This is a genomic window from Clostridium ganghwense (assembly GCF_026735165.1).
In the GTDB taxonomy this organism is placed as follows: domain Bacteria; phylum Bacillota; class Clostridia; order Clostridiales; family Clostridiaceae; genus Clostridium_H; species Clostridium_H ganghwense.
In genome coordinates, this window is sequence record NZ_JAPQES010000001.1 from 708,633 (window position 1) to 729,826 (window position 21,194).

At 28.6% G+C, this 21,194-nt stretch carries 20 protein-coding genes and 1 riboswitch; all 20 genes read right to left on the reverse strand.

Going from position 1 to position 21,194, the window contains the following annotated elements; genetic code table 11:
* Positions 1-322: 322 nt before the first annotated feature.
* Positions 323-1,693, reverse strand: coding sequence for an ABC transporter permease (locus OXH55_RS03120; protein WP_268048011.1), 1,371 nt, complete (start codon positions 1,691-1,693; stop codon positions 323-325).
* Positions 1,686-4,025 (reverse strand): CARDB domain-containing protein, encoded by a 2,340-nt coding sequence (locus tag OXH55_RS03125; RefSeq protein ID WP_268048012.1) that lies wholly within the window; start codon positions 4,023-4,025, stop codon positions 1,686-1,688. Before OXH55_RS03125 ends, OXH55_RS03120 begins: the two co-directional genes overlap by 8 nt.
* 21 nt (positions 4,026-4,046) lie before the next feature.
* Positions 4,047-4,745 (reverse strand): ABC transporter ATP-binding protein, encoded by a 699-nt coding sequence (locus OXH55_RS03130; RefSeq protein WP_336296754.1) that lies wholly within the window; start codon positions 4,743-4,745, stop codon positions 4,047-4,049.
* A 306-nt stretch (positions 4,746-5,051) separates the two neighbouring features.
* A complete protein-coding gene (locus OXH55_RS03135; RefSeq protein WP_268048013.1) occupies positions 5,052-5,306 on the reverse strand; it encodes a DUF3892 domain-containing protein in 255 nt (84 codons plus the stop codon).
* A gap of 464 nt (positions 5,307-5,770) precedes the next feature.
* The gene (trmB, locus tag OXH55_RS03140; protein ID WP_268048014.1) at positions 5,771-6,415 is read right to left on the reverse strand and encodes a tRNA (guanosine(46)-N7)-methyltransferase TrmB; all 645 of its coding nucleotides are present in this window, start codon (positions 6,413-6,415) and stop codon (positions 5,771-5,773) included.
* 102 nt (positions 6,416-6,517) lie between these two features.
* Positions 6,518-7,033, reverse strand: coding sequence for a cob(I)yrinic acid a,c-diamide adenosyltransferase (gene cobO / locus OXH55_RS03145; protein WP_268048015.1), 516 nt, complete (start codon positions 7,031-7,033; stop codon positions 6,518-6,520).
* Positions 7,034-7,093: 60 nt separating this feature from the next.
* Entirely contained in the window at positions 7,094-7,642 is a 549-nt protein-coding gene (gene cobU, locus OXH55_RS03150; protein WP_268048016.1) for a bifunctional adenosylcobinamide kinase/adenosylcobinamide-phosphate guanylyltransferase, read from the reverse strand.
* Between the two features lie 75 nt (positions 7,643-7,717).
* Positions 7,718-8,518 (reverse strand): ABC transporter ATP-binding protein, encoded by an 801-nt coding sequence (locus OXH55_RS03155; RefSeq protein ID WP_268048017.1) that lies wholly within the window; start codon positions 8,516-8,518, stop codon positions 7,718-7,720.
* 5 nt (positions 8,519-8,523) lie between these two features.
* A complete protein-coding gene (locus OXH55_RS03160; RefSeq protein WP_268048018.1) occupies positions 8,524-9,576 on the reverse strand; it encodes a FecCD family ABC transporter permease in 1,053 nt (350 codons plus the stop codon).
* A 29-nt stretch (positions 9,577-9,605) separates the two neighbouring features.
* Positions 9,606-10,562: an ABC transporter substrate-binding protein gene (locus tag OXH55_RS03165; protein WP_268048019.1), complete on the reverse strand. Its 957-nt coding sequence runs from the start codon at positions 10,560-10,562 to the stop codon at positions 9,606-9,608.
* Between the two features lie 99 nt (positions 10,563-10,661).
* Positions 10,662-10,843, reverse strand: a riboswitch (cobalamin riboswitch).
* A 281-nt stretch (positions 10,844-11,124) separates the two neighbouring features.
* Entirely contained in the window at positions 11,125-11,415 is a 291-nt protein-coding gene (locus OXH55_RS03170) for a 2TM domain-containing protein (RefSeq protein WP_268048020.1), read from the reverse strand.
* A 94-nt stretch (positions 11,416-11,509) separates the two neighbouring features.
* Positions 11,510-12,655, reverse strand: a complete 1,146-nt coding sequence (locus tag OXH55_RS03175) for an ABC transporter permease (protein ID WP_268048021.1) — start codon at positions 12,653-12,655, stop codon at positions 11,510-11,512.
* Between the two features lies 1 nt (position 12,656).
* Complete coding sequence (locus OXH55_RS03180; protein ID WP_268048022.1) at positions 12,657-13,781, reverse strand: ABC transporter permease; 1,125 nt, start codon at positions 13,779-13,781, stop codon at positions 12,657-12,659.
* Positions 13,782-13,791: 10 nt separating this feature from the next.
* A complete protein-coding gene (locus OXH55_RS03185; protein WP_268048023.1) occupies positions 13,792-14,727 on the reverse strand; it encodes an ABC transporter ATP-binding protein in 936 nt (311 codons plus the stop codon).
* Positions 14,728-14,883: 156 nt separating this feature from the next.
* Entirely contained in the window at positions 14,884-15,513 is a 630-nt protein-coding gene (locus OXH55_RS03190) for a response regulator transcription factor (RefSeq protein WP_268048024.1), read from the reverse strand.
* A gap of 15 nt (positions 15,514-15,528) precedes the next feature.
* Positions 15,529-16,632, reverse strand: a complete 1,104-nt coding sequence (locus tag OXH55_RS03195) for a sensor histidine kinase (RefSeq protein ID WP_268048025.1) — start codon at positions 16,630-16,632, stop codon at positions 15,529-15,531.
* A 21-nt stretch (positions 16,633-16,653) separates the two neighbouring features.
* Positions 16,654-17,292: a site-2 protease family protein gene (locus OXH55_RS03200; RefSeq protein ID WP_268048026.1), complete on the reverse strand. Its 639-nt coding sequence runs from the start codon at positions 17,290-17,292 to the stop codon at positions 16,654-16,656.
* Between the two features lie 156 nt (positions 17,293-17,448).
* Positions 17,449-18,519, reverse strand: a complete 1,071-nt coding sequence (locus OXH55_RS03205) for a hypothetical protein (protein WP_268048027.1) — start codon at positions 18,517-18,519, stop codon at positions 17,449-17,451.
* A gap of 14 nt (positions 18,520-18,533) precedes the next feature.
* Complete coding sequence (locus OXH55_RS03210; RefSeq protein WP_268048028.1) at positions 18,534-19,535, reverse strand: phosphodiester glycosidase family protein; 1,002 nt, start codon at positions 19,533-19,535, stop codon at positions 18,534-18,536.
* Between the two features lie 170 nt (positions 19,536-19,705).
* A complete protein-coding gene (locus OXH55_RS03215; protein ID WP_268048029.1) occupies positions 19,706-21,082 on the reverse strand; it encodes a PhoH family protein in 1,377 nt (458 codons plus the stop codon).
* Positions 21,083-21,194: the final 112 nt, after the last annotated feature.

A 21,194-nucleotide genomic window follows, 5' to 3' on the forward strand; every position in this document is an offset into this window, starting at 1 on the left:
GCCCCCCGCTGTTCAATCCATATATTCACAAATAAATATTTTTTTAAAAATTTATATAATAATCTCTATATTATAATTATATTCTTTTTAACGTATTCCTTCTATATAATTTTAATCTTTTCCCTATAAGTAATAATTTTTCTTATTTTTATTTATTATTAATACCTTTCTTAATCTGGTATTATTTGTTTAAATATCTATATTATTATCAATATATTTTAAAGATTTTAAATGCTTTTTATGAATTTAATACATAAAAATAATCAGAGCATAAATTTAATGCTCTGATTATTTTTATCTTCTGTTTATATTTTTTTAATTATTACTCTGTCTTAATAGCCTCAAGAGCACTTAATTTCATTGCCTTTCTGGCTGGTAAATATCCTGATATTAACCCTATAATTGTAGTAAATCCAAGTGCTCCAAGTGCTAACCATAATGGAATTACTGACAATGCTGTACCTTCTGGTAATTGACCTTGTGATTGCATAAAACTCTTTCCTACTACATTTATTCCCTGTGATAAAAGGAAACTAACGATTAACCCAAACGTTCCCCCTAATAAACCTATCATAGTTGCTTCAAATAAAAATAATTTTTTTATATCTTTAAGAGAAGCTCCTATAACTTTCATAACACCAATCTCTTTTCTTCTCTCATAAATTGCCATAACCATTGTATTAGTAATTCCTATAGCTGCAACAAGCAATGATATAGCTCCAATACCACCAAGTACCATTTGTATAATATTCGTTGTCTTTTCTATATAGCTTAACTGATCTACTAAACTATATGCTTCATATCCCATATCTTTTATTTTTTGTTGAGCTTCTTTAACTTTATTTACATCCTTAATTTTAACCTTAGCACTTTCATATCCTTTAATTTTCTTACTCCTAGAGTCCACTTTTTTATCATAATCTTCTTTTAACTTTTTAAGTTCATCTATGGACATAAAAACAGAATAATCATATGAAAAATCTTCTTTTAATACCCCTACACCTTTAATTTTATGTGGAGGTATAACTTTCTTTTGTCTTGTTTGTTCATCAGCTTGTTCTTCCATCTGTTCAGCAAATGTTTTTTTTCTTCCATAATCAGGATCAAAAGATAAAAGCATTTTATCTTTTAATACTTTCACTTTAGGTTTCATTTCTTTGCCATCTCGAGGATAATAATCATAATTTTCAGAAGCACCCTCTTTTACAAATCGAAGAGCTGCTTTATTTCCAAAAACTAAATTTAGCTTATCTCCGCCCCTTAAAAGCCTACCTTCTTCTATTTTATAACCAAGTTTGTCCATATATTCCGGTTTAACTCCACAAATATTAACTTGAGCAGAATATCTTCCAGATATTAATTTAGCATTAACATTCATAATAGGACAAATTAACTCTACATCTCTTATTTTTTTTATTTTATCAAAGTCTGCTTTCTTTAATAAGTTTCTGTCTTCTCCCCTATTTCCTCCAGACATCATACCTCTTCTATATTGTGGTCTTACATCTATTACATTTATATTTCCCCATTGCATTACCTGTTTTCTAGAAAACTCCTTTAAACCTACTCCCAAAGATACTGTTACAACAATAGATACAGTACCAATTATTATACCTAATGTAGTAAGAAAAGTTCTAAGTTTTCTTCTAAATAGGTTTTTTAACCCCATTCGTAATAGGTCTATACTATTCATCTATAGTCAAACCTTTCTTTATTTTTCTCTTTCTTATTACTATTCCTGCAATTACAGCTACAACTATTACCCCAATTATAATACCAGTTTTCTTAGCACCTAAAGGTTTCTTTGCATTTTCTGGTGGCATTTGTTCTGGATTTTCTGGAAGCATAGGTGCATCTGAAGCATTTAATAATATCTCTTTTCTTATTTCTCTGTGCTCTCCATCAGCCTCATCATAAGAAAAAATTATTGTACCTTTAACTTCTCCTGCTGCCTTTGGAGTTATATCTACTTCATATGTATCACTTTTTCCCTTTTCAAAATTTCCTACAAAATATTCTCCATTTTTAATATCAAAATTTCCTTCTGCTTTAACCATAAAATTGTTCATTGTAGTTTTTCCAGTATTGTAGAATTGTACAGAAATAGTAGCTGGCTCTCCAACATATAATTCTGGTGGAAGTTGTATTTCACTTGTACCAAGATTTGAAGGTTGAGTTACAGGAATACCTATAATTTCTTTAGCCGTAAGCTTATTTCCTTCTGCATCTTCATATTCTATATTTGCTATAAGACTATAAGTTTTCGCCTTTGCATCTGGAAGTACATTCATAGTTAATTGTTTAACTTCATCTGCTTTAGATGCAATTTCATCTATATAAAAAGTATTACTGCTATTTACTGGTGTAAACACATTACCTGATGCACTATCTTTTTCATCTACAGTAAGATATACTTTAACATTCTTAACTGATTTTGAAATATGTGTATTTAAAAAGCTTATATTTATGTTAAAGTTAGTTCCTGCTGTTACAATTTGTGGATCTGTTTCATATCTATTTATTATAATCTTAGGCTCACTCTTCGTTGCTGCATCACATTGTACATAAACACTAGTATATTGTTTAATTATTTTATCTCCATATTTAACTTCAATAGGAATTAAATAATTTTCACTTTTATCTCCCTTTACAGCTGCAAGTTGAAAAGTTAAACTGCGTTTTTCTCCTGCTTTTAAACTTTTAATTAATTGTAAACTTTGAGATTTATTTATAATTTTTTCTTTTCCATCAATAGAAACTGTAATATCTTCTCCTTCGGCATCACTTATATTTTCAACATCTAATAATACTGAAAAAGCTTCATTTGGAACTACAACTTCACTTGAAAGCTTAACATTGTCCACTGACAAGCTTACATTTTTTTCTTTGTTTACTCTAACAAAGAATTGCTGTTCCTCTGTCCTTACTTCATTTTCTTCACTAGTATATTGAAGTTTTATACTTATTGGATAGTTTCCATCTTCCATTTTGGGATCTGCATATATATTAAACTTAACATCTTTTTGCTGTCCATTTGCATATATAGTATTTAGCTTTATGTTATTAATATTACCTTTTAGGGTTAATCCTGATTTATCAAGTCCTACTAGTGAAGCATTAATATTCTTAGCATATTGAGCACCTTTATTAGTTACGTCAAAAGATAAGACTCCTGTTTTTCCTGCTTGTATAACTTGAGGACTTGTCTTAACATTGCTAAGTACCAAATTAGGTTTAGATAAGCCACTGCCCACTCTTACATAAATAACTTCTTCTGTATTAAAAGCATTATCATAAAGATTTTCATAGCTATATTTTAAAGTGATAGGATAATTTTTAGGAGCAGCTGAAGATTTTATTTTAAAAGTATAACTTAATTCTGCTGTTTTACCAACCGGAAGTTCTTTTATTGCTTTTAATAAAGTTATATCCCTTGATTCAAATACATCACTATCTATTACTGGAGTTACTTCTATCTTTTTTGCCTGATAAGAACCATTATTTCTTATTTTTAATTTTAAAGTCAAATTCTGTCCTGCTATTCCTGAAGGCATAGTTGCTTTTTCTACATTTAATCTAGGCTTATAACCACTCGTATCCGTTGAGGATGTTTTACTGCCGTCATTGTCTGGATAAGCTTCATTAATACTTATAGTTCCGCTTCCTACTATAGTACTTCCTTTTTTTATTTCTATATGAATTGTTTCATCGTTTCCGCCATTATATCTTACATTAGATATTGTTATTTTCTTTGTACCACCATTAGCTGTTATCTTCTCATTCAACTCTTTACTAGGTTCTCCAAAAGAACTTGAATCAATAGCTACTGTTAGATTTTCCACCTCACTTGAAGTATTGTTTTTCAATGTAAGGGTTAAATCAAATTCATCTCCATCGTATATATGATTTTTAGATACTTCATAATCTTCAACTGTTATATCTGTAGTAGCGGCAGCTTTAGCCGTACCACCGACTATAAATACCATCATTGTAATTCCTAAAAATAAGCTCATTATCCTTTTCATATGTATTTATCCCTTCTTCTTTTAAATTTTTGCTTTATTCATTTCGATTTTTTCTACGTTTCCATCTCTTACATAAATAACTCTATCTGCATAAACTGCTGTTTCTTGGTCATGCGTTACTATAATTAAGGTTTGATTATATTCTCTAGACATATTAACCATTAATTCCATAATTTCAAAAGTAGTTTTAGTATCTAAGTTTCCTGTTGGTTCATCTGCAAAAACTATTTCGGGTTTAGCTACAAAAGCCCTAGCAATACTTACTCTTTGTTGCTGACCACCACTCATTTGTGAAGGTCTATGATGAAGTCTATCTCCCAGTCCAACTGCCTTTAACATTTCTGCAGCTTGCTTGTCCCTTTTTTCCCTATGCATTCCTGCAAATACAAGAGGCATAGAAACGTTTTCCAATGCAGTTAAATTTGGAAGTAGATTATAGGACTGAAAAACAAAGCCTACATTTTTTTGTCTAAAGTTTGTAACCTGTTTCTCATTCATTTTTTCAATATGTTTATTTTTAATTACAATACTGCCTTTAGTTGGCTTTTCAAGACCAGCTATCATATTTAACAATGTAGATTTTCCTGAACCAGATGTTCCTAGAATACAACAAACTTCCCCTTTTTGTATTTCTAAACTTATTTCATCTAAAGCAACTACCTTTTCATTTCCCATTTTGTATATTTTTCTAAGATTTTCAATCTGAATTATAGGCTCCAAAGTTCTCCCCCTTTACTTTTATTAGTACATATTCTATATCAATGAATGTATGGTGTTGCCATTTTCATTAATTCTATTTCCATACCATTATATATTTTTATACTTAATTCTTTCTTAATGAATTCTTAAATTTATATTAAATTCTAATAAGTTTAGAAATCACTACTTAGCAGCTAATATCTTATTATAAAAAAAGTAGTAAAAGAAGTCTACAAAAATTATATCAAACTTCTTTTACTACTCTATTATTAGACTATTATATTTATAATATAGTAGGCATATATTTTATTAAAATATATGTCTCCTTTAACCCTCATCTATTACTTGCAAATTCCATAAGTTCATATTAACTTCTTCTTTAGGTAAACTCTCCAAAAATTCTTCTCTCTTCTCTAATATTTCCAAGCTAATTCCAGCTATAGCACCTTCCCTTGAAAGTTCAATAGCTTCGTATTTTGATATTGATCTTCCATCCTCTAATTTGTACCCCATTATTTCACCATTTTCATCCTTCTCAATATTGGTTATAACATGTTCAAATTCCAAGTTTCCATACATCATATTAACACCCCCACCATATAATATGAAATTTATATGATATATATGACTAATAAATATCTAATATTTTATTTATTATAGTGATATTACCAGAATTGTGTTATACAATTTTTTCAATTTTTGTTTACTTTGTTACATTATTAACAATTTTAGTATTCCATAACGCTATAGTATTTGTTTTGAATTTATTTACTTATTTTAAAAGTTTGTGTGCATTTTTAGCATTATCATCAGATTCTATAATGATTTGTTCATTCTTTTCACTTATTTATGTTATACTTTCTCCAATATTTGATGAGGCTGCAAGTTTATCAATTTTTTAACGAAATATCGGTAATTTTACAGAGTATTAACATAGTTTTTACGTCATTTTATATTTATATTTTTATATTAAAAATGTTGGAAATTATAAAATTTTATAATTTCCTAATAAGTAAAAAAGGCACAGATAAAATCTATACCTTTTACTATTTAAGCTTAGCAATTAAGAATTTGCTCTTTATTCCTTTTTCTTTAAATTTACTTTCATACTCTGTCATAATATTTTCTTCTGCATATTCGCTGTTATGCAAATCATATGTTTTGTAAAGAATTTCAAATCCACTTTCTTCAAAATATTCAAAGGATTCTTCAAATAGTTCTAAATCATCACTCTTGAAGTGAATTTCTGTACCTTTCTTTATAAACTTTTTATATTCTGTTAAAAATCTTGTGTGTGTAAGTCTTCTTTTTTTATGTCTATCCTTTGGCCAAGGATTACAGAAATTTATATATATTCTGCTTATTTCATTTTCATCAAAAATCTCTGCAATACCTGCTATATTCATAGCTGCAATTCTAACATTCGTAGCTTCAGCCTCATTTATATTTCTAAGGGTCATAACTAAAATTTCATCTTTAAGATCTATAGCTACTATATTTTTATTAGGATATTTCAGAGCAGTTTTAGCTGTAAATCCTCCTCTACCGCACCCTAATTCCAAATATATGTCATTATTATTCTTAAATTCTTCATTCCATCTTCCTTGCAACTCTTTTGCTTCATCCAATGATTTAAATGTAGGACTAGCTTCAAGCTCTGGTCTTGCCCACCATTTTTTCCTAAGTCTCATCAACTTTCCTCCTTAGAGTATTTTCTTATCTTCCAAGTTTATATTATACTTTAATTAAGAATTGCATACAATAAAATCAGTTATTTTTTATAGTGAAGATATTTACTTTTCTATTCCCACTCTTGCTTGAACCCCTTTAGCATAATAATGTTTTACTTCTTTCATTTCAGTAACTAAATCTGCCTTATCTATAAGTTCTTGTGGAGCATATCTCCCTGTAATTATAACCTCTACATGTCCTTTTCTTTTATCTAGTATGTCTATAACTTCTTTCACTGAAAATAATTTATAATAAAGAGCTATATTAAGTTCATCCATAACCACTATATCATAATGTCCATCTACCAATATAGTTTCCATTTCTTTCAAGCCTTCTTTTGCACTCCTTATATCATCTTCACTAGGATTATTATAAATAAAACAATCTCTTCCAAATTGCTTCATTTCAAAATTGGGTAAGTATTTTACAGCTTCAAGCTCACTATATTTCATTCCCTTTATAAACTGTCCAAAAAAAACTTTTTTTCCTGCACATACTGCTCTTATAGCAAGTCCTAAGGCACAAGTAGTTTTACCTTTTCCATTTCCTGTATATATTTGAACATATCCTTTATCCACTTAAAAATCACTCCATTTCCTCTAATTTACTAATAAACTTAAATATCATTAAAGTAATATCTATTTAAGTTTTAATGGAAGTCCACATGCCATTAAATAAACTTCATCACTCATCGAAGCAATATATTGATTTATCCACCCTGCAATATCTCTAAAAATTCTACTTACTTTATATTCTGGAACTAATCCCCATCCAACTTCATTAGTAACTATAATGATATTTTTATCCTTTTTTCTTATCTCTAATATCATCTTTTCTACTTCTCTCTTTATATTTTTTGAAAGCTCATCCACTTCTTCCATAGTAATGCTATCAAAATCCTCATATCTATCAAACATTAAATTAGTAACCAATATTGTTACACAATCTAAAAGTATATATTTTTTATCTGATTTTTCCACTACTTTATCTAATTTTTTAAATCCTTCATATGTAGACCACTTACCATTCCTTCTACTTTTATGTTTTTCTATCCTGTCTTCCATCTCTTTATCTAAGGCCTTTGCTGTAGCTATATATAAAACATCATCTTCTTCCTTTAAAAGCTTTTCTGCATAACTACTTTTACCACTTCTACAAGCTCCTGTAATTAAAATAACTTTACTCATCACTTCATTTCTCCCTTTTATCAAAACCATGATTTTATTTATTGGCTATGTTTTAAATCTTTCTTAAAACATAACCTATCTGTTAAAATAAGTACTCATGGGAATTATATGCGGACTACCTGTAACTGGATCTTCTATCATATTAACCTTTATACTATAAACTTTTTCAATATTTTCTTTAGTTAAAACTTCTCTTGGAGAACCCTTCTGTACAATTTCTCCATTATTCGTTAATATTAAATAATCACTATATTTAGCAGCTAAATTCAAATCATGAAGAACAGCTATAACAGTAATGTCTTTTTTTAAAAACTTTACTGTATCTAGTAATTCAATTTGATGATGAATATCTAAATTTGATATAGGCTCATCTAAAATAATTATATCTGTATCTTGTGTAAGAGCTCTTGCCACTATAACTCTCTGACGTTCCCCTCCACTTAATTCATTTATATTTTTTTCTCTTAGTTTCCACGTATTTGTCATCTGCATAGCCTTTTTAGCAATTTCAATATCCTCTTCTCTTTCAGACTGAAACCTTCCCATATAAGGATTCCTTCCCATTAAAACAACATCCATAACAGAAAACTCAAAATCTATCATTGTATTTTGAGGTACATAAGATATATTTTGAGCAAGTGTTTTATTCTTCATGGTTATTAAATCTATTTCATTAATATATACACATTCTTTTTTCGGAAAAAGTATTTTTGAAATGTTTTTTAAAAGAGTTGTTTTACCTGAACCATTAGGTCCTATAATAGTATAAAACTTATTTCTTTCAAATTCCAAATTTATATTCTTAAGAACATTTCTATCTCCGTAGTTCCACTTTAAATCCTTTATTATTATTGGAACGGAATATTTTTTTTTCATATGTTTTAATTCACCTGCTTTTTCTTTTTTACAAGAAGATATATAAAATAAGGGGCACCAAACAATGATGTTATAGCTCCTACGGGTATTTCTATAGGTGGAACTAGACTTCTTGCCAAAGTATCACATATTATCATAAATATTGCTCCGCCTACTGCTGAAAAGGGCAATAAAATTTTATGATCTGGTCCCACAATAATTCTTAGTATATGTGGAATAATAAGTCCCACAAAACCAATTATACCACTTACTGATACACAAGCTGCTATAATTAAAGATGAAACTACCAAAATAAGTTTTTTAACAGTTTCTACTTCTATTCCTAGAGTTAAAGCTGTTTCATCTCCAGTAAGCATTAAGTTTAAATCTCTAGCAAATACATAAATAATGATTCCTCCTATAAGTACAAACGGAAGTACTAATAAAACATGTGTAAAGCTTGCTTCTGAAACACTTCCCATAGTCCAAAATATTATTTTCTCTATCTGTTCCCTATTAAAGATCATCATAAGATATACTAAAGATGAAAATAAAAAGCTTATTGCAACTCCTGCTAAAAGTAATATATTTATAGGTATCTTTCCCCCTACTCTTGCTATATTATATACAATAAAAGTAGTAGAAATAGCGCCTATAAATGCAAATATAGTTACCATTCCTATATTCTTAAAAGCAAACTCAATTCCAGTAATTATTGCAATAGTTGCACCTAAAGATGCACCAGATGATATGCCTAAAACATAAGGATCAGCCATAGGATTCTTGAAAATAGCTTGAAACGCTGTTCCAACTAAAGCAAGGCCCGCACCAATAAAAGCTGAAAGTACAATACGCGGCAGTCTAATATTTAATATAATCAATCTATGAGTACTTGAAATATAATCTTGTGAAATTAATTTATTCACAAAAGGAACCCTAGATAAAATTATATTCATTGTTTGAGAAAAAGTTATATTAGCTATCCCAATTGCACTGGAAACTATTATTAAAACAAATAAAAGTACAATAGTTAATAAAAATTTCAGTTCATAATTTTTTCTCTTTTGTATAAATGCCATGAAAAGGGTTCCTCTCTTTCTACTACAGCTTATTTAAAGGCTTCTGGATGAATTATTTTAGCTAACTCTTCAAGACCATCTGTAAGTCTAGGTCCTTGTCTAGTGATTAAATTTTCATCTATTTCATATAATTTATCATTCTTTACAGCGTCTAAATCTTTGTATCCATTAGTATTTTCTATACCTTTTTTTGTATCAAAACGACTTGAACATACAAGCATATTGGGGTTTTTCTCTATTAATCTTTCAATACTATATTTCCAGCCTTCAACATCATCTGCTGCATTTTTGCCTCCAGCCATTTCTATCATCTGACCTATAAAAGTTCCTTTTCCAGCAGTATAATCTCCACCTTTTCCATAGGTTACTACATAATAAACACTTGGCTTGTTCTCAACTTCTACCTTCTTTTTAATATCTTCAACTTTTTTCTTCATACTTGATACAATTTCTGCCGCTTTGTCTTGTGCATTTAAAACTGTTCCTACTTTTTCTATTGTTTCATATGCTCCATCAAAGGTTTCTTCTCCGTAAAGAACAACAACTTTCATACCTAAATCCTCAAGTTTCTTTAATGTTTTCTTATTAAAGTGAGTTGATGCAATTATCAAATCAGGTTTTAATTCAGTAATCTTTTCAATATTAGGAGTTTTAAGACTTCCTATAACTTCTATCTTTTCAACTTCCTTTGGATAATCACAATATTCAGTTCTTCCTATTAATTTATCTTTTTTTCCTAAATCAAATATAGTTTCTGTAATATTCGGTGCAATAGATATTATTTTTTGCGGCTCCTTCTCTATTATTACTTCTCTTTCATATGAATCTTTAATAGTTAATGGATATTTTGTTTCTCCTTTTACCTCTTTTGATTGTTGTACATCATTTTTACGCTCAGATTTATTACTTTTATTTGTACAAGCTGTTATGGTAAATATCATCATCAATATTAACAATATTAACATAAAGTTCTTTCTTTTTAACATATTTCTCCTCCTCTTTTACAAAAAATAAAAAACCATTACAAAGACATAGTCCTAGCAATGGTTTTACAAACTAGTTAACTGCCTATCCTCGTAAGCTATAACTTGCAAAATTTATAGGCAGGTCTCCTGGCTTAGAATCATCACATATTAGCGCCTTCCCTGTTATCAAGTGGCTATAGCTAATATTCTCCTCATCACAGTGGCGGGACCGCATAAGCTTCACACTTATTTCCCTTTTCAATCCAATCATACAATTAGATACCTATAATTTATTTGTTTTATTTTTAACATTAGCTTAAAGTATATCATCTTAATTTATAATTATCAACGTTATATATTGTAACTCTTTTTTATAAACATTATTCTAATAACCAGTGAAGTAAGTTTTGCTAACACAAAACCTAAATTCAAATAAAAAAGAGTAAGAACATAGAAATTTTCTATATTCTTGCTCTTTTTATACTTCTTTTTACTTAATTTAACTTCTATAATTATCTTTTTATTCTTATTTCTGGCTACTCCTAGCTAGTTACTGCTTACTGAAAAGTGTATCGCACTTTTCTTATTTCCCTCTTTTTTTCAGTTTTTCTACTTCTCTTTCTACTGCAGTATCATCATAATTTAGAAATCTATAAAGACCAATTCCGTGGTTTATAATACCTATTCCCCATCCAAATACTACCCATAAAAACCACCAGTATTCTGGACTAGTAAAATAGTTTAAAATCCCAAGTCCCGTACAAACAACTATATATGAAGTTAAATTAGAGAAAAAAGATCTTTTCCTATTTACTCTTTTTCTGGCCAGTTCATACAATTCCTCATCTTTCATATTACCATGATTCTTTTCCACAAAAATACCTCCCTTTCTTCCACACCAATATTTTCCTTAATATTCTTTTTTAACTTATTTCCTATTTTTTATTCTTCATTGAATCTATTTCCTTTTAAACAAAACTTCCTGTTTTATCAGTATTATTCATTTTAAAAGCTGCTACTAAGAATAAAACTACTGTGAATCCTATTAATATCAACATATTTATATATATTTCACTTATTCCCGCACCACTTTGAAGTTTTTTAATAGCTTCTATAGCCCATTTTTGTGGAATAAAATTTGATATCTTTTGAACTTTTTCTGGCATTAACTCTATAGGCCAAAAACATCCTCCCATCATACATGTTGGAGTAATTATCAAGGTTGACAAATACCCTGCTTCTGATGTGGATTTAGAAAATGCCACAACAATCATACCTATTCCTATTGATACAGCTCCCATTAATAATAACATCAAAAATAGTTGATAATCTGGCATATACATATTTACTTTTAATATTGTATTAATTGCAAATATAGCAAGTAAAATTTGAACTGTTATAATTATGAAATTTACAAACACATTCCCCATTATATATATTTTCGAATTTACTGGTGTAGAACATATTCTCTGATAAGTTCTTTCTCTTTTTTCCTTTAATATAATATTAGAAGTAGAAGTTGCTCCGATAAGTATGAACATTATTAAAAATCCCACACCTGATTGAGTTAGCTGTTTATTTAACCTCTTATCTACAACCTTTTCACTGTTTAATTTTAAAGCTTGATTTTTATATCCTTTATACATATCATTAAATTCATCTCTATTCCCTTCAGATGCTTTAGATATGTCCAAAAGATTTTGTATATACAAATTTGTATAATTTTCAATCCAAGCAGTAATTTCCTTACCTTCAATTGAAACAATTTTTATATTTTCTAATTTATTATTATATATCTCTTCACTAAAACTCTCAGGAATAATAATAGCAAGATTAACTTCTCTATTTACTACTTTCCCATCTATATTCGCCTCATTTATATAAACACTTTCAAATTTACCAGTACTCTCTAAATACTTCACCATATCTGTTGAAATAATGCTATTATCTTTATCTACTACACCTATTTTAATTTTAGCACTTCCTCCACCATTCATTATTGACATAATAATTAACATTGAAACTAGAGGGACTATTAAATAAGAGAATATATTTGATTTTTTTCTAAAGGTAACCTTCAAAGTATTTAGTACAAGTATTATTACGTTTTTCATCCTAAGCCTCCTCCCTTCTGAATAATGTTGATGCTGTGATTAAAAATATAACTGCTATAACAAGATTAATTGTTATTGCAGGAATTACCTTTTCATAATTATTTCTGAAAACAATATTTAATATAGAACTGTTAACCCATCTTACTGGTGAAAAATTAGATATAGTATTAAGTATTTCACTATTAAATTCTTCTAGTGGTACATATCCACCACCTAAAAAAACTGTTATAGGAATTAAGAAATTTAATATTCCGCTCATAGCTGCTTCTGTTTTTGTTAAAAAAGCTACTCCTATTCCCATTGATACTGCCATTATAATCTCAGAACCTATTACTAACAGCAACATTCCAATATTATTGCCCCAATTTACCCCAATTACATATTTACTAAAAATAATAACTATCGAAATTTGAAATATTGTAACAACTAATGTACCTAAAGTTTTACCCATAAAAATCTCTTTCTTCGTAATAGGTGCTGCTATTATCCTTGCTTCTGTTTTTCTGTTTTTTTCACCAATCATTCCATAAGCACCAGTAAATGCTGAATACAATATAATTAAGGTAGTCATAGTAACTCCATAATAATCTATAGCTCTAGGTTCTTTTTTCTCATTCAAAGATTGTACTCTTGTATATTTTTTTTCACTACCTTTTGCCACTTCTTCAAGAACTCCTGGATTTTTTTCCTTTATCTCGTTTATTACATTGTATCTCTGTACAAAAGTATTTAATATACCTTCAACAAAACTAGCCCCCAAATAGTATCTATTATTTTTATATATTTTTATATCTTTATTATTTTCATCAATCAACAGATAACATGAATAATTAGAGTCTTGAACACTGCTTTTGGCTCTTTCAATATTTTCTGTTTCTTTAAAGCCAACATTATAATCCTTTAACTCTTTCTGTAATTCTTTAAAAGTTTCTCCTATATTTCCTTCTCCCTGTACAGTATATAAAACTTTAATTTCCCCTAATTTAATATCATTACTCATACTCTTAGAAAAAGCTGTCCCTAAAATAACAATTAGAATTACAGGAAATAATATCATTATGGCTAATGTTCTTTTATTTCTAAAATTCTGCTTCACTTCTTTAGTGATTATATTTAGTATGTTCACATTATCACCTCTAATCTCTTAATTTTCTTCCTGTTAAAGTTAAAAATACAGTTTCTAAATCTGGTCTTTGTGTTTCTATATTTCTTATTTCAATATTATTACTTGTAAAATAAAGTATTATCTTATCTAAATTACTAACTTCTCTGTAGCTATTGATCTTTATTTTATTACCACTTACTTTAACCTCTATAACACCATTTATATTCTTTATATCTTCTTCTTTTATCTCTGCACTTGCATCTACAGTTATTTCTACACTATTTTTATCTGTTACTATAGCTTTCAGTTCTTCCTTAGTTCCTTCTGCAATAACCTTACCATGGTCAATTATGCCTATTTTTGTACAAATAGATTCAGCCTCTTCCATATAGTGCGTTGTATAAATTATTGTACATCCCATAGAATTTAACTTTCTAACTGATTGAAGGATATGATTTCTAGACTGAGGGTCTATTCCAACTGTAGGTTCATCCATAATTATAAGCTTTGGTCTATGCGCTATAGCACAAGCTATATTAAGCCTTCTTTTCATTCCACCTGAAAAACCCTTTGGAAATTCCTTTGCTTTATCAGAAAGTCCAACAAATTCTAATGCTTCCATAGTCCTTTGTTTCAATTTTTCTCCCCTTAATCCGTAAAGACTTGCAAAAAAGTTTACATTTTCAAAAGAAGTTAAATCCTCATATATAGCAATATCTTGAGGTACTACTCCTATATTCTTTTTAGTAAAATAAGCTTCCTTTTTAATATCTCTGTCTAAAATTTTAACTGCGCCTTTATCCATTGATAAAAGTCCACACATTATATTGATAGTAGTACTCTTGCCAGCTCCATTAGGTCCAAGTAATCCATATATTTCTTTGTCTTCTATATTTAAATTTATATTATCTACAGCAGTTAAATCTCCAAATTTTTTAGTTAGATTTTCAATTTGAACTAACTTCATTTTTTTCACTCCTTTTATTATTTTATCCATTATTCTAGAATATTTTTTCTTATATTTTTATTATATAAAAATAAGACTTTCTCTTTTAGTAGAGAAAGTCATTTATTGCACATGACAAAAGTCATATTTTATATAATATAATTGTTTGAATATGTTTTAATTTTTCCCTTTTAAGTAATAAATAGCTATCTGTGTTCTATGTTTAAGTTCTGTCTTAGATAAAATATTAGTTATATAATTTTTAACCGTTCCTTCTGATATATATAACTTTGCAGAAATTTCTTTGTTCGACACTCCTTCTGAAATTGCCTTTATAATTTGAAGTTCTCTTTCTGTGAATAAAGTCTCATCAATTAAAGATTTATTAGTTTCATTTAATCCTTCTTTTATTTTATCCAACACTACATCCTGCATTACGGTATTTCCATTATAAACAGTTTTAATTGCATTAATAATCTTATCAGGAGCATTATTCTTTAAAATATACCCTTTAGCTCCATATTTTATAGCATCATAAATATAATCATCTTCATCGAAAGTAGTCAATATTAAAGTTCTAGTATGGGTATTTTCAACTATCTCCTTAATAGCCTCTACCCCATTCATAACAGGCATTCTAATATCTAATAAAGCCACATCTATTTTGTTTTTTAAGCAAGCTTCAACAGCCTTTAATCCATTATCAACGCACTCTATAATTTCAATTTCTTCATCCATACCTAAAATTATTTTAAGGCTCTCCCTTATTAGTGAATCATCATCTGCAATTAAAATTTTAATACTCAAATTACAGCACCCCTTTTATTCTATAGGTAATAATAATATAACTGAAAAGCCATTGCTGCCATCCACAATAACTTTGCCATTTATATTTTCACATCTTTCCTCTATTCCTCGCATTCCAAGTCCCTTATTTATCTTTAAACTTCCAATACCATTATCCTTAATTTCAACCTTTATAAGTTTATTTAGAGTTTGTATTTTTACCTTTATTTCCGAAGCTTTTGCATATTTCATAGTATTAGTTAAAGCTTCTTTAACACTTTCATTAATTACCTTCCATTGAGTATGGGATATTTCTTTTAACTCTCCATCATAATACAAATTAGCTTTTATTTCACTATTGATTTCATACTGCTTTAATATGAGCTTTAACTTATTTATTCCAAGCTGCTCAGAAGGTGGTTTAACATTTCTTAGTGTAGCCCTAATATTCTCCATACCTTCTCTTAAAACATCTATTGTATTTTGAAGCATTTTTCGCGATTTTTCTTTATCCTTTTGCATGATAATTTTTGCAGCTTCAAGCTGCATTAAGCTTCCCGATATAGTGTGTCCAATATTATCGTGTATTTCCTGGGCAATTTTATTTCTTTCTTCTAATTGCGACATATACTTTATTTGACTTTCATACTCTATATCTTTTATTAAGTTCTTATTTAACAAATAGTTTTTTTCCTTTAAAGAATCATTTTCATATGTAAGTTTTTTAATTTTTATTTTATACATATAGCAAATGTTACATATAACATAACTAAGCATAGCCACAACTAAATATTCTTTCAGAATAATATTTTGCAATAAAAACAACGGAAATGCTGCTAGTGATGCTCCTATCCACTGTTTCATTTTATTTAAATATATAACTTCAAATAAATTTATTGGTAATAATAAAATAAATACTGAATTTACCCACTGAACTCCTATTAATAAAGCTGCTAATGATATAGCAGCAATTATTTTTATCATTTTTTTATCTTTAATAATGTATATTAAAATATTGAGTGCTAAATAACATAATAGGAATAAAACTATAGTTGCAACATTTAAAATGTTCATTTCAGTAGAAATTACAGCTACATATATAACTATAAAAAACTTACTCAGTATGAGCCATCCTTTCATAATACACCTCTATATAAACTTTTATACTATAAGTTTAATTATTGAATTAAAAAAGCTTACAAGTAATGATGTTGGTGGATATATAATCAAATTCGAAAGCGGACTCCATATAAATATAATCAAAATCAGCATTTGATATCTATAAATATTGTCAGCTATTTTGTAAAAGAATTTTGGGAATAAATCTCTTAAAATATGAAATCCATCCAAACCAGGAAGAGGTAATAAATTAAATATAACCAATAAACAATTTATTTTTATTGCTTGTTGACAAATACCTATCAAAATATACAAAACCTTAGCATTTCCAAAAGGAAATTTCATTAATAAAGCAAGAATCACTGAAAATATTAAAGAAACAAATAAGTTACCTACTACCCCTGCAGCAGATACCTTTAAATCATCCTTATAATAATGTTTAAACGCACTAGGATTAGTTTGAACAGGTTTTGCCCATCCAATTCCCACAATTAAAATCATCAAAAATCCAATGGGGTCTATATGAGCTATTGGGTTTAAAGTAAGTCTTCCTTGAAATTTCGGTGTTTTATCTCCAAGTCTATCTGCTACCCACGCATGTGCATATTCATGAAATGTAAATCCTAATAAAATTCCTGGTATAAGAAAAATTGTATTTAATATATTGTTAATGCTAAACATCCTTTTCCTCCTCTAGTTAATTAATATTTATATTATATCAAAGTGATTATAAAAAACAAACTAATTATACTACACACTGTATATAGACATATTTTTTTAAAATATAATAAGAAAGCTTCATTCCTATATTTTGTATAGAAATAAAGCTTAACTTTTTTACTTCAATGGTGTTTCTGCTAACTTTCCATCGCTAATAGATGCTATACCTTCATCATACATCTGCATAAATATACCTTTATATACTGTATCTTTATTAGAGTTTAACTCAGTAACAGTTCCTCTTAAATTGTTATTAATGTATATTTTTCCTGAACTTGACACAAAAATATCCTTTTTATTTACAGCTTCACTAAGAGATATTTTTTTCCACTCATTAGTATCTTGTTCTGCTGTACCATAATAAATATGTTTTACTTTAGCAATTTTACTAACTTTATCTTCTTCAAGTTCTCCAACATATATTCTATCATCTCCATCTACAGATAGAAGACATAATTTCTTAACTCCTTCAATAGAAATTGAAGATCTAGTGCCTGTTATATAAACTTTACCTTTATCAGCTGACTCATAAACTAATCTATCATCATTAGGTATTATCCTTGTATTACCTATAAAATAAGCCTCTGTTCTAACTTTTTCAATTCTCTTCATAACATTTATATTATATATACTGCTTCTTCCACCTTTTAAAGCAGTTTTAACATATATCATGTTTGTTAAAGGTGTTAATTGTATATCCTCAATATAAGAATTGTTAGAAGTACGTATTGAGGTTTCTTGTCCTTCTTTAGTCTGTAGTATATCTTTTTTATTTTTCTCTGCATCGTAAGAATAAAAAACATATTTTGCACTACTACCGCTTTTTTTCTTTATAGCTAAAAGTATTCTATCTCTATCTGGAGCCCATTTATAAAATGATACCTTAAGGTTGTCCTCAAATTCAACATCATGTTCCTCACCAGTATAAGCATCAACAACTTTTAAAACATCATCTTTATAATATGATAGATATCCTCCATCATAAGATACTGCTACATGCTGGGCATCTTCAGGAACAATTATAGCTACATCTTTTTTCTTTTGTTTTTTCTCTTTTACAACCTTTTTTGAAACTACGGCATTTACATTTTCAGTTGCAAATAAATAATTATCAACATAGTATAAGACAGCCATTTGTGCAGTTAATGATATAAATACCCATATCATTATTCTTTTTAAAGCTTTCATTTATTTCTCTCCTTTTAAGGTTCAACATACATAATTGTTGGTATTGATCTTTCTCCTAACGCATCACAAGGATTATTGATTACTTCTCCCTCATAATACATAGTGGATGATGAACCACCATCTAAATTAGCTGCAGTGTATGCTCCATATTCGTACATTATATCTTGTACTTCTCTATAAGTTGCACCTATACTACTTGGTTGTCTACCATCTATAACCAAAAGCAGTATACTTCCATCTTTTTTTTGTCCTATAGCTGTTCGTGGGGCTATTCCACCGCCACCGTCTCCATTTTTAATAGTTTTTTTCCCATTTACAATCATAGTCTTATCAAAAGAAACAGCTTCCACAACGTCTTTTTGCTTCATTTCTTTTAAGCTGTGATACCCAACTAATAAAACTCCTTTTTTAGTAATGGCTATTACTTCATGTCTTTCATTTTCTCTTTTGTAATCATTATGGATAATTTCACCATTTGATATTATTATACCTGCTGCTTGTCCACCATTACCAGCCCACTTTTTACCACTTGGTGACTTATCAGTAAAAGCTCCTCCATTTATAGCAGCCACAGCATCATGTTTTTTAGCAATTTGACTTGTAGTTTCTCCAGCTTTTCCAAGTTTACTACTATATCCAACCTTAACTCTTGTTGGATCATGAACAATTAACATTGTGCCTTTAAATTTTGATCCTTCTATTTCATATCTTTCTATATTACTATCGTGCTTAGGTTTTATTTCTATTTCATCTGTATCTTCTTGAATTATAGTCTCTACTTTATTCTTGCCTTGAATCTCAGCTATACGTTCCTTTGATAAAAATGCTGTAGCAATCCATTGATGAGTCATTGTAGTCATTGCAGCTCCTACTATTGTGCTTCTTGCATTTTCAAAAGGTCCATAATAAAGCACAAAAGGTCCTGTTATTCCTGTAAAAGCTATTTCAAACACTATAAAAGCTATTAACAATTTTAAAGAAAACTTTTTTTTCTTTTTTCTTTTTTTATTGCTCATTTATTAATCATCCTTTTTACATTTTTCTTTTCCTTATGTATTTTTATACTATTAAATTTCAACTCAAACTTTATTATATAATAAATACTTTATTTTTTAAAGTAAAATTAAAAATCTCATGCATCATAAAAGTGCGACATAAGTTATAATCAACTTATATCGCACTTTTCTTATAGTCTCTTAGATGCTTCATGAGCAAGTGGAGATCTTTCACATTCATCATACTTAAGTGTTACTTGATAGCATAATTTACTTCCCTTCATTTTTTCTGAAGCATAACATAATCCATTAGATCTGTAATCCAAGAAAGGCTGATCTATCTGTTCTGGATCTCCTATAAGTATTAATTTTGTACCCTCACCTACTCTTGTAACTATAGCTTTCACCTGCTTTGGTGATAAATTTTGAGCTTCATCAATTATAACCCAGTTTTTAACTATGGATCTTCCTCTTAAAAAAGCTACTGCTTCTGTAGTAATTATCCTTCTATCAAATAATTCTCTTATTTTATCATTAAGTTCTTTCTCATTTTTATACCTTTCTTTTTCATCAGAATCAATTAAAATCTCTAAATTATCAAAAACAGGTCTCATAAAAGGAGCTATTTTTTCTTCTTCTGTACCTGGTAGATATCCTATCTCCTCATCCATAGTAACATTAGGTCTGCACACTAAAATTCTTCTATATTGCCCACTATCTTCTTCTAAAATTTTATGAAGTCCAACCGCAAGAGAAAATAATGTTTTTGCAGTACCTGCTGGTCCTTTAACTATTACTAACGGTGCTTTATCTGCGTTTGAAAATAACGCCTCAAGCATAAATTTTTGTCCCACATTTCTTGGACTTATTCCAAGAGGAATCATATCTTTATATAAAAGTGGAATCACTTTATCTCCATCATATTTTCCTAAAGCTGTTTTTTTTTGATTTTGTAAGGAATGAATTATAAGAAATTGATTTGCATATAAGTACGGAGTTGAATATTCTTGAGTTTCTTCAGAATAAACGCTTAAGTCTTCTAAATTTAAAATTCTGTTTTTATAAAAATTATCTATTTTATCAGAAGATGCATATACTTCAGCTCTTCCTGTATATTGATCGTCATATTCTGGAACTACCTTTTCATAGTAATCATCAACATTTATTCCTACAGTATCAGCTTTAATTCTTTCAAATATATCTTTTGTAATTAAAAATACATCTTCTCCATTCTCTTTTAATGCTTTACATACTTGTATTATTCTATTATCTGGTTTTGCCTTGTCCCATGCTGGTGGCATTATTGTATCATAATGATTCATTTCTACTCTAAGCTTTCCACCATTAGATAGTTCAACACCCTTACTTAGATTGCCTTTTTTTCTAAGTCCATCGATTAAACGTGCAGCTATACGAGCATTTGCTCCAAGTTCTCCTGTATTCTTCTTAAACGAGTCTAATTCCTCCAATACAACTTCTGGTATAACGACATTTCCGTCATCAAAACAAAGTATTGAACGCGGAGAATACAAAATTACATTAGTATCTAAAACATAAGTTTTCTTCAAAATATAATTCCCCCTCTCTATATATTTATATTATGCTAGTTAAGTTATATATGTATTAAAAAAGAGGGAATATGAAAAAAACTACATTTAATATTGATTGACTGGCAATAAC

What these genes read in the sequence shown, in the direction of transcription:
- OXH55_RS03135 (WP_268048013.1), bottom strand. Translation starts at nt 5,306, where the DNA reads ATGATGTATGGAAACTTGGAATTTGAACATGTTATAACCAATATTGAG.
- OXH55_RS03155 (WP_268048017.1), bottom strand. Translation starts at nt 8,518, where the DNA reads ATGAAAAAAAAATATTCCGTTCCAATAATAATAAAGGATTTAAAGTGG.
- OXH55_RS03175 (WP_268048021.1), bottom strand. Translation starts at nt 12,655, where the DNA reads ATGAAAAACGTAATAATACTTGTACTAAATACTTTGAAGGTTACCTTT.
- cobU (WP_268048016.1), bottom strand. Translation starts at nt 7,642, where the DNA reads ATGAGTAAAGTTATTTTAATTACAGGAGCTTGTAGAAGTGGTAAAAGT.
- OXH55_RS03210 (WP_268048028.1), bottom strand. Translation starts at nt 19,535, where the DNA reads ATGAGCAATAAAAAAAGAAAAAAGAAAAAAAAGTTTTCTTTAAAATTG.
- OXH55_RS03120 (WP_268048011.1), bottom strand. Translation starts at nt 1,693, where the DNA reads ATGAATAGTATAGACCTATTACGAATGGGGTTAAAAAACCTATTTAGA.
- OXH55_RS03165 (WP_268048019.1), bottom strand. Translation starts at nt 10,562, where the DNA reads ATGTTAAAAAGAAAGAACTTTATGTTAATATTGTTAATATTGATGATG.
- OXH55_RS03160 (WP_268048018.1), bottom strand. Translation starts at nt 9,576, where the DNA reads ATGGCATTTATACAAAAGAGAAAAAATTATGAACTGAAATTTTTATTA.
- OXH55_RS03200 (WP_268048026.1), bottom strand. Translation starts at nt 17,292, where the DNA reads ATGTTTAGCATTAACAATATATTAAATACAATTTTTCTTATACCAGGA.
- trmB (WP_268048014.1), bottom strand. Translation starts at nt 6,415, where the DNA reads ATGAGACTTAGGAAAAAATGGTGGGCAAGACCAGAGCTTGAAGCTAGT.
- OXH55_RS03125 (WP_268048012.1), bottom strand. Translation starts at nt 4,025, where the DNA reads ATGAAAAGGATAATGAGCTTATTTTTAGGAATTACAATGATGGTATTT.
- OXH55_RS03205 (WP_268048027.1), bottom strand. Translation starts at nt 18,519, where the DNA reads ATGAAAGCTTTAAAAAGAATAATGATATGGGTATTTATATCATTAACT.
- OXH55_RS03195 (WP_268048025.1), bottom strand. Translation starts at nt 16,632, where the DNA reads ATGAAAGGATGGCTCATACTGAGTAAGTTTTTTATAGTTATATATGTA.
- OXH55_RS03185 (WP_268048023.1), bottom strand. Translation starts at nt 14,727, where the DNA reads ATGAAGTTAGTTCAAATTGAAAATCTAACTAAAAAATTTGGAGATTTA.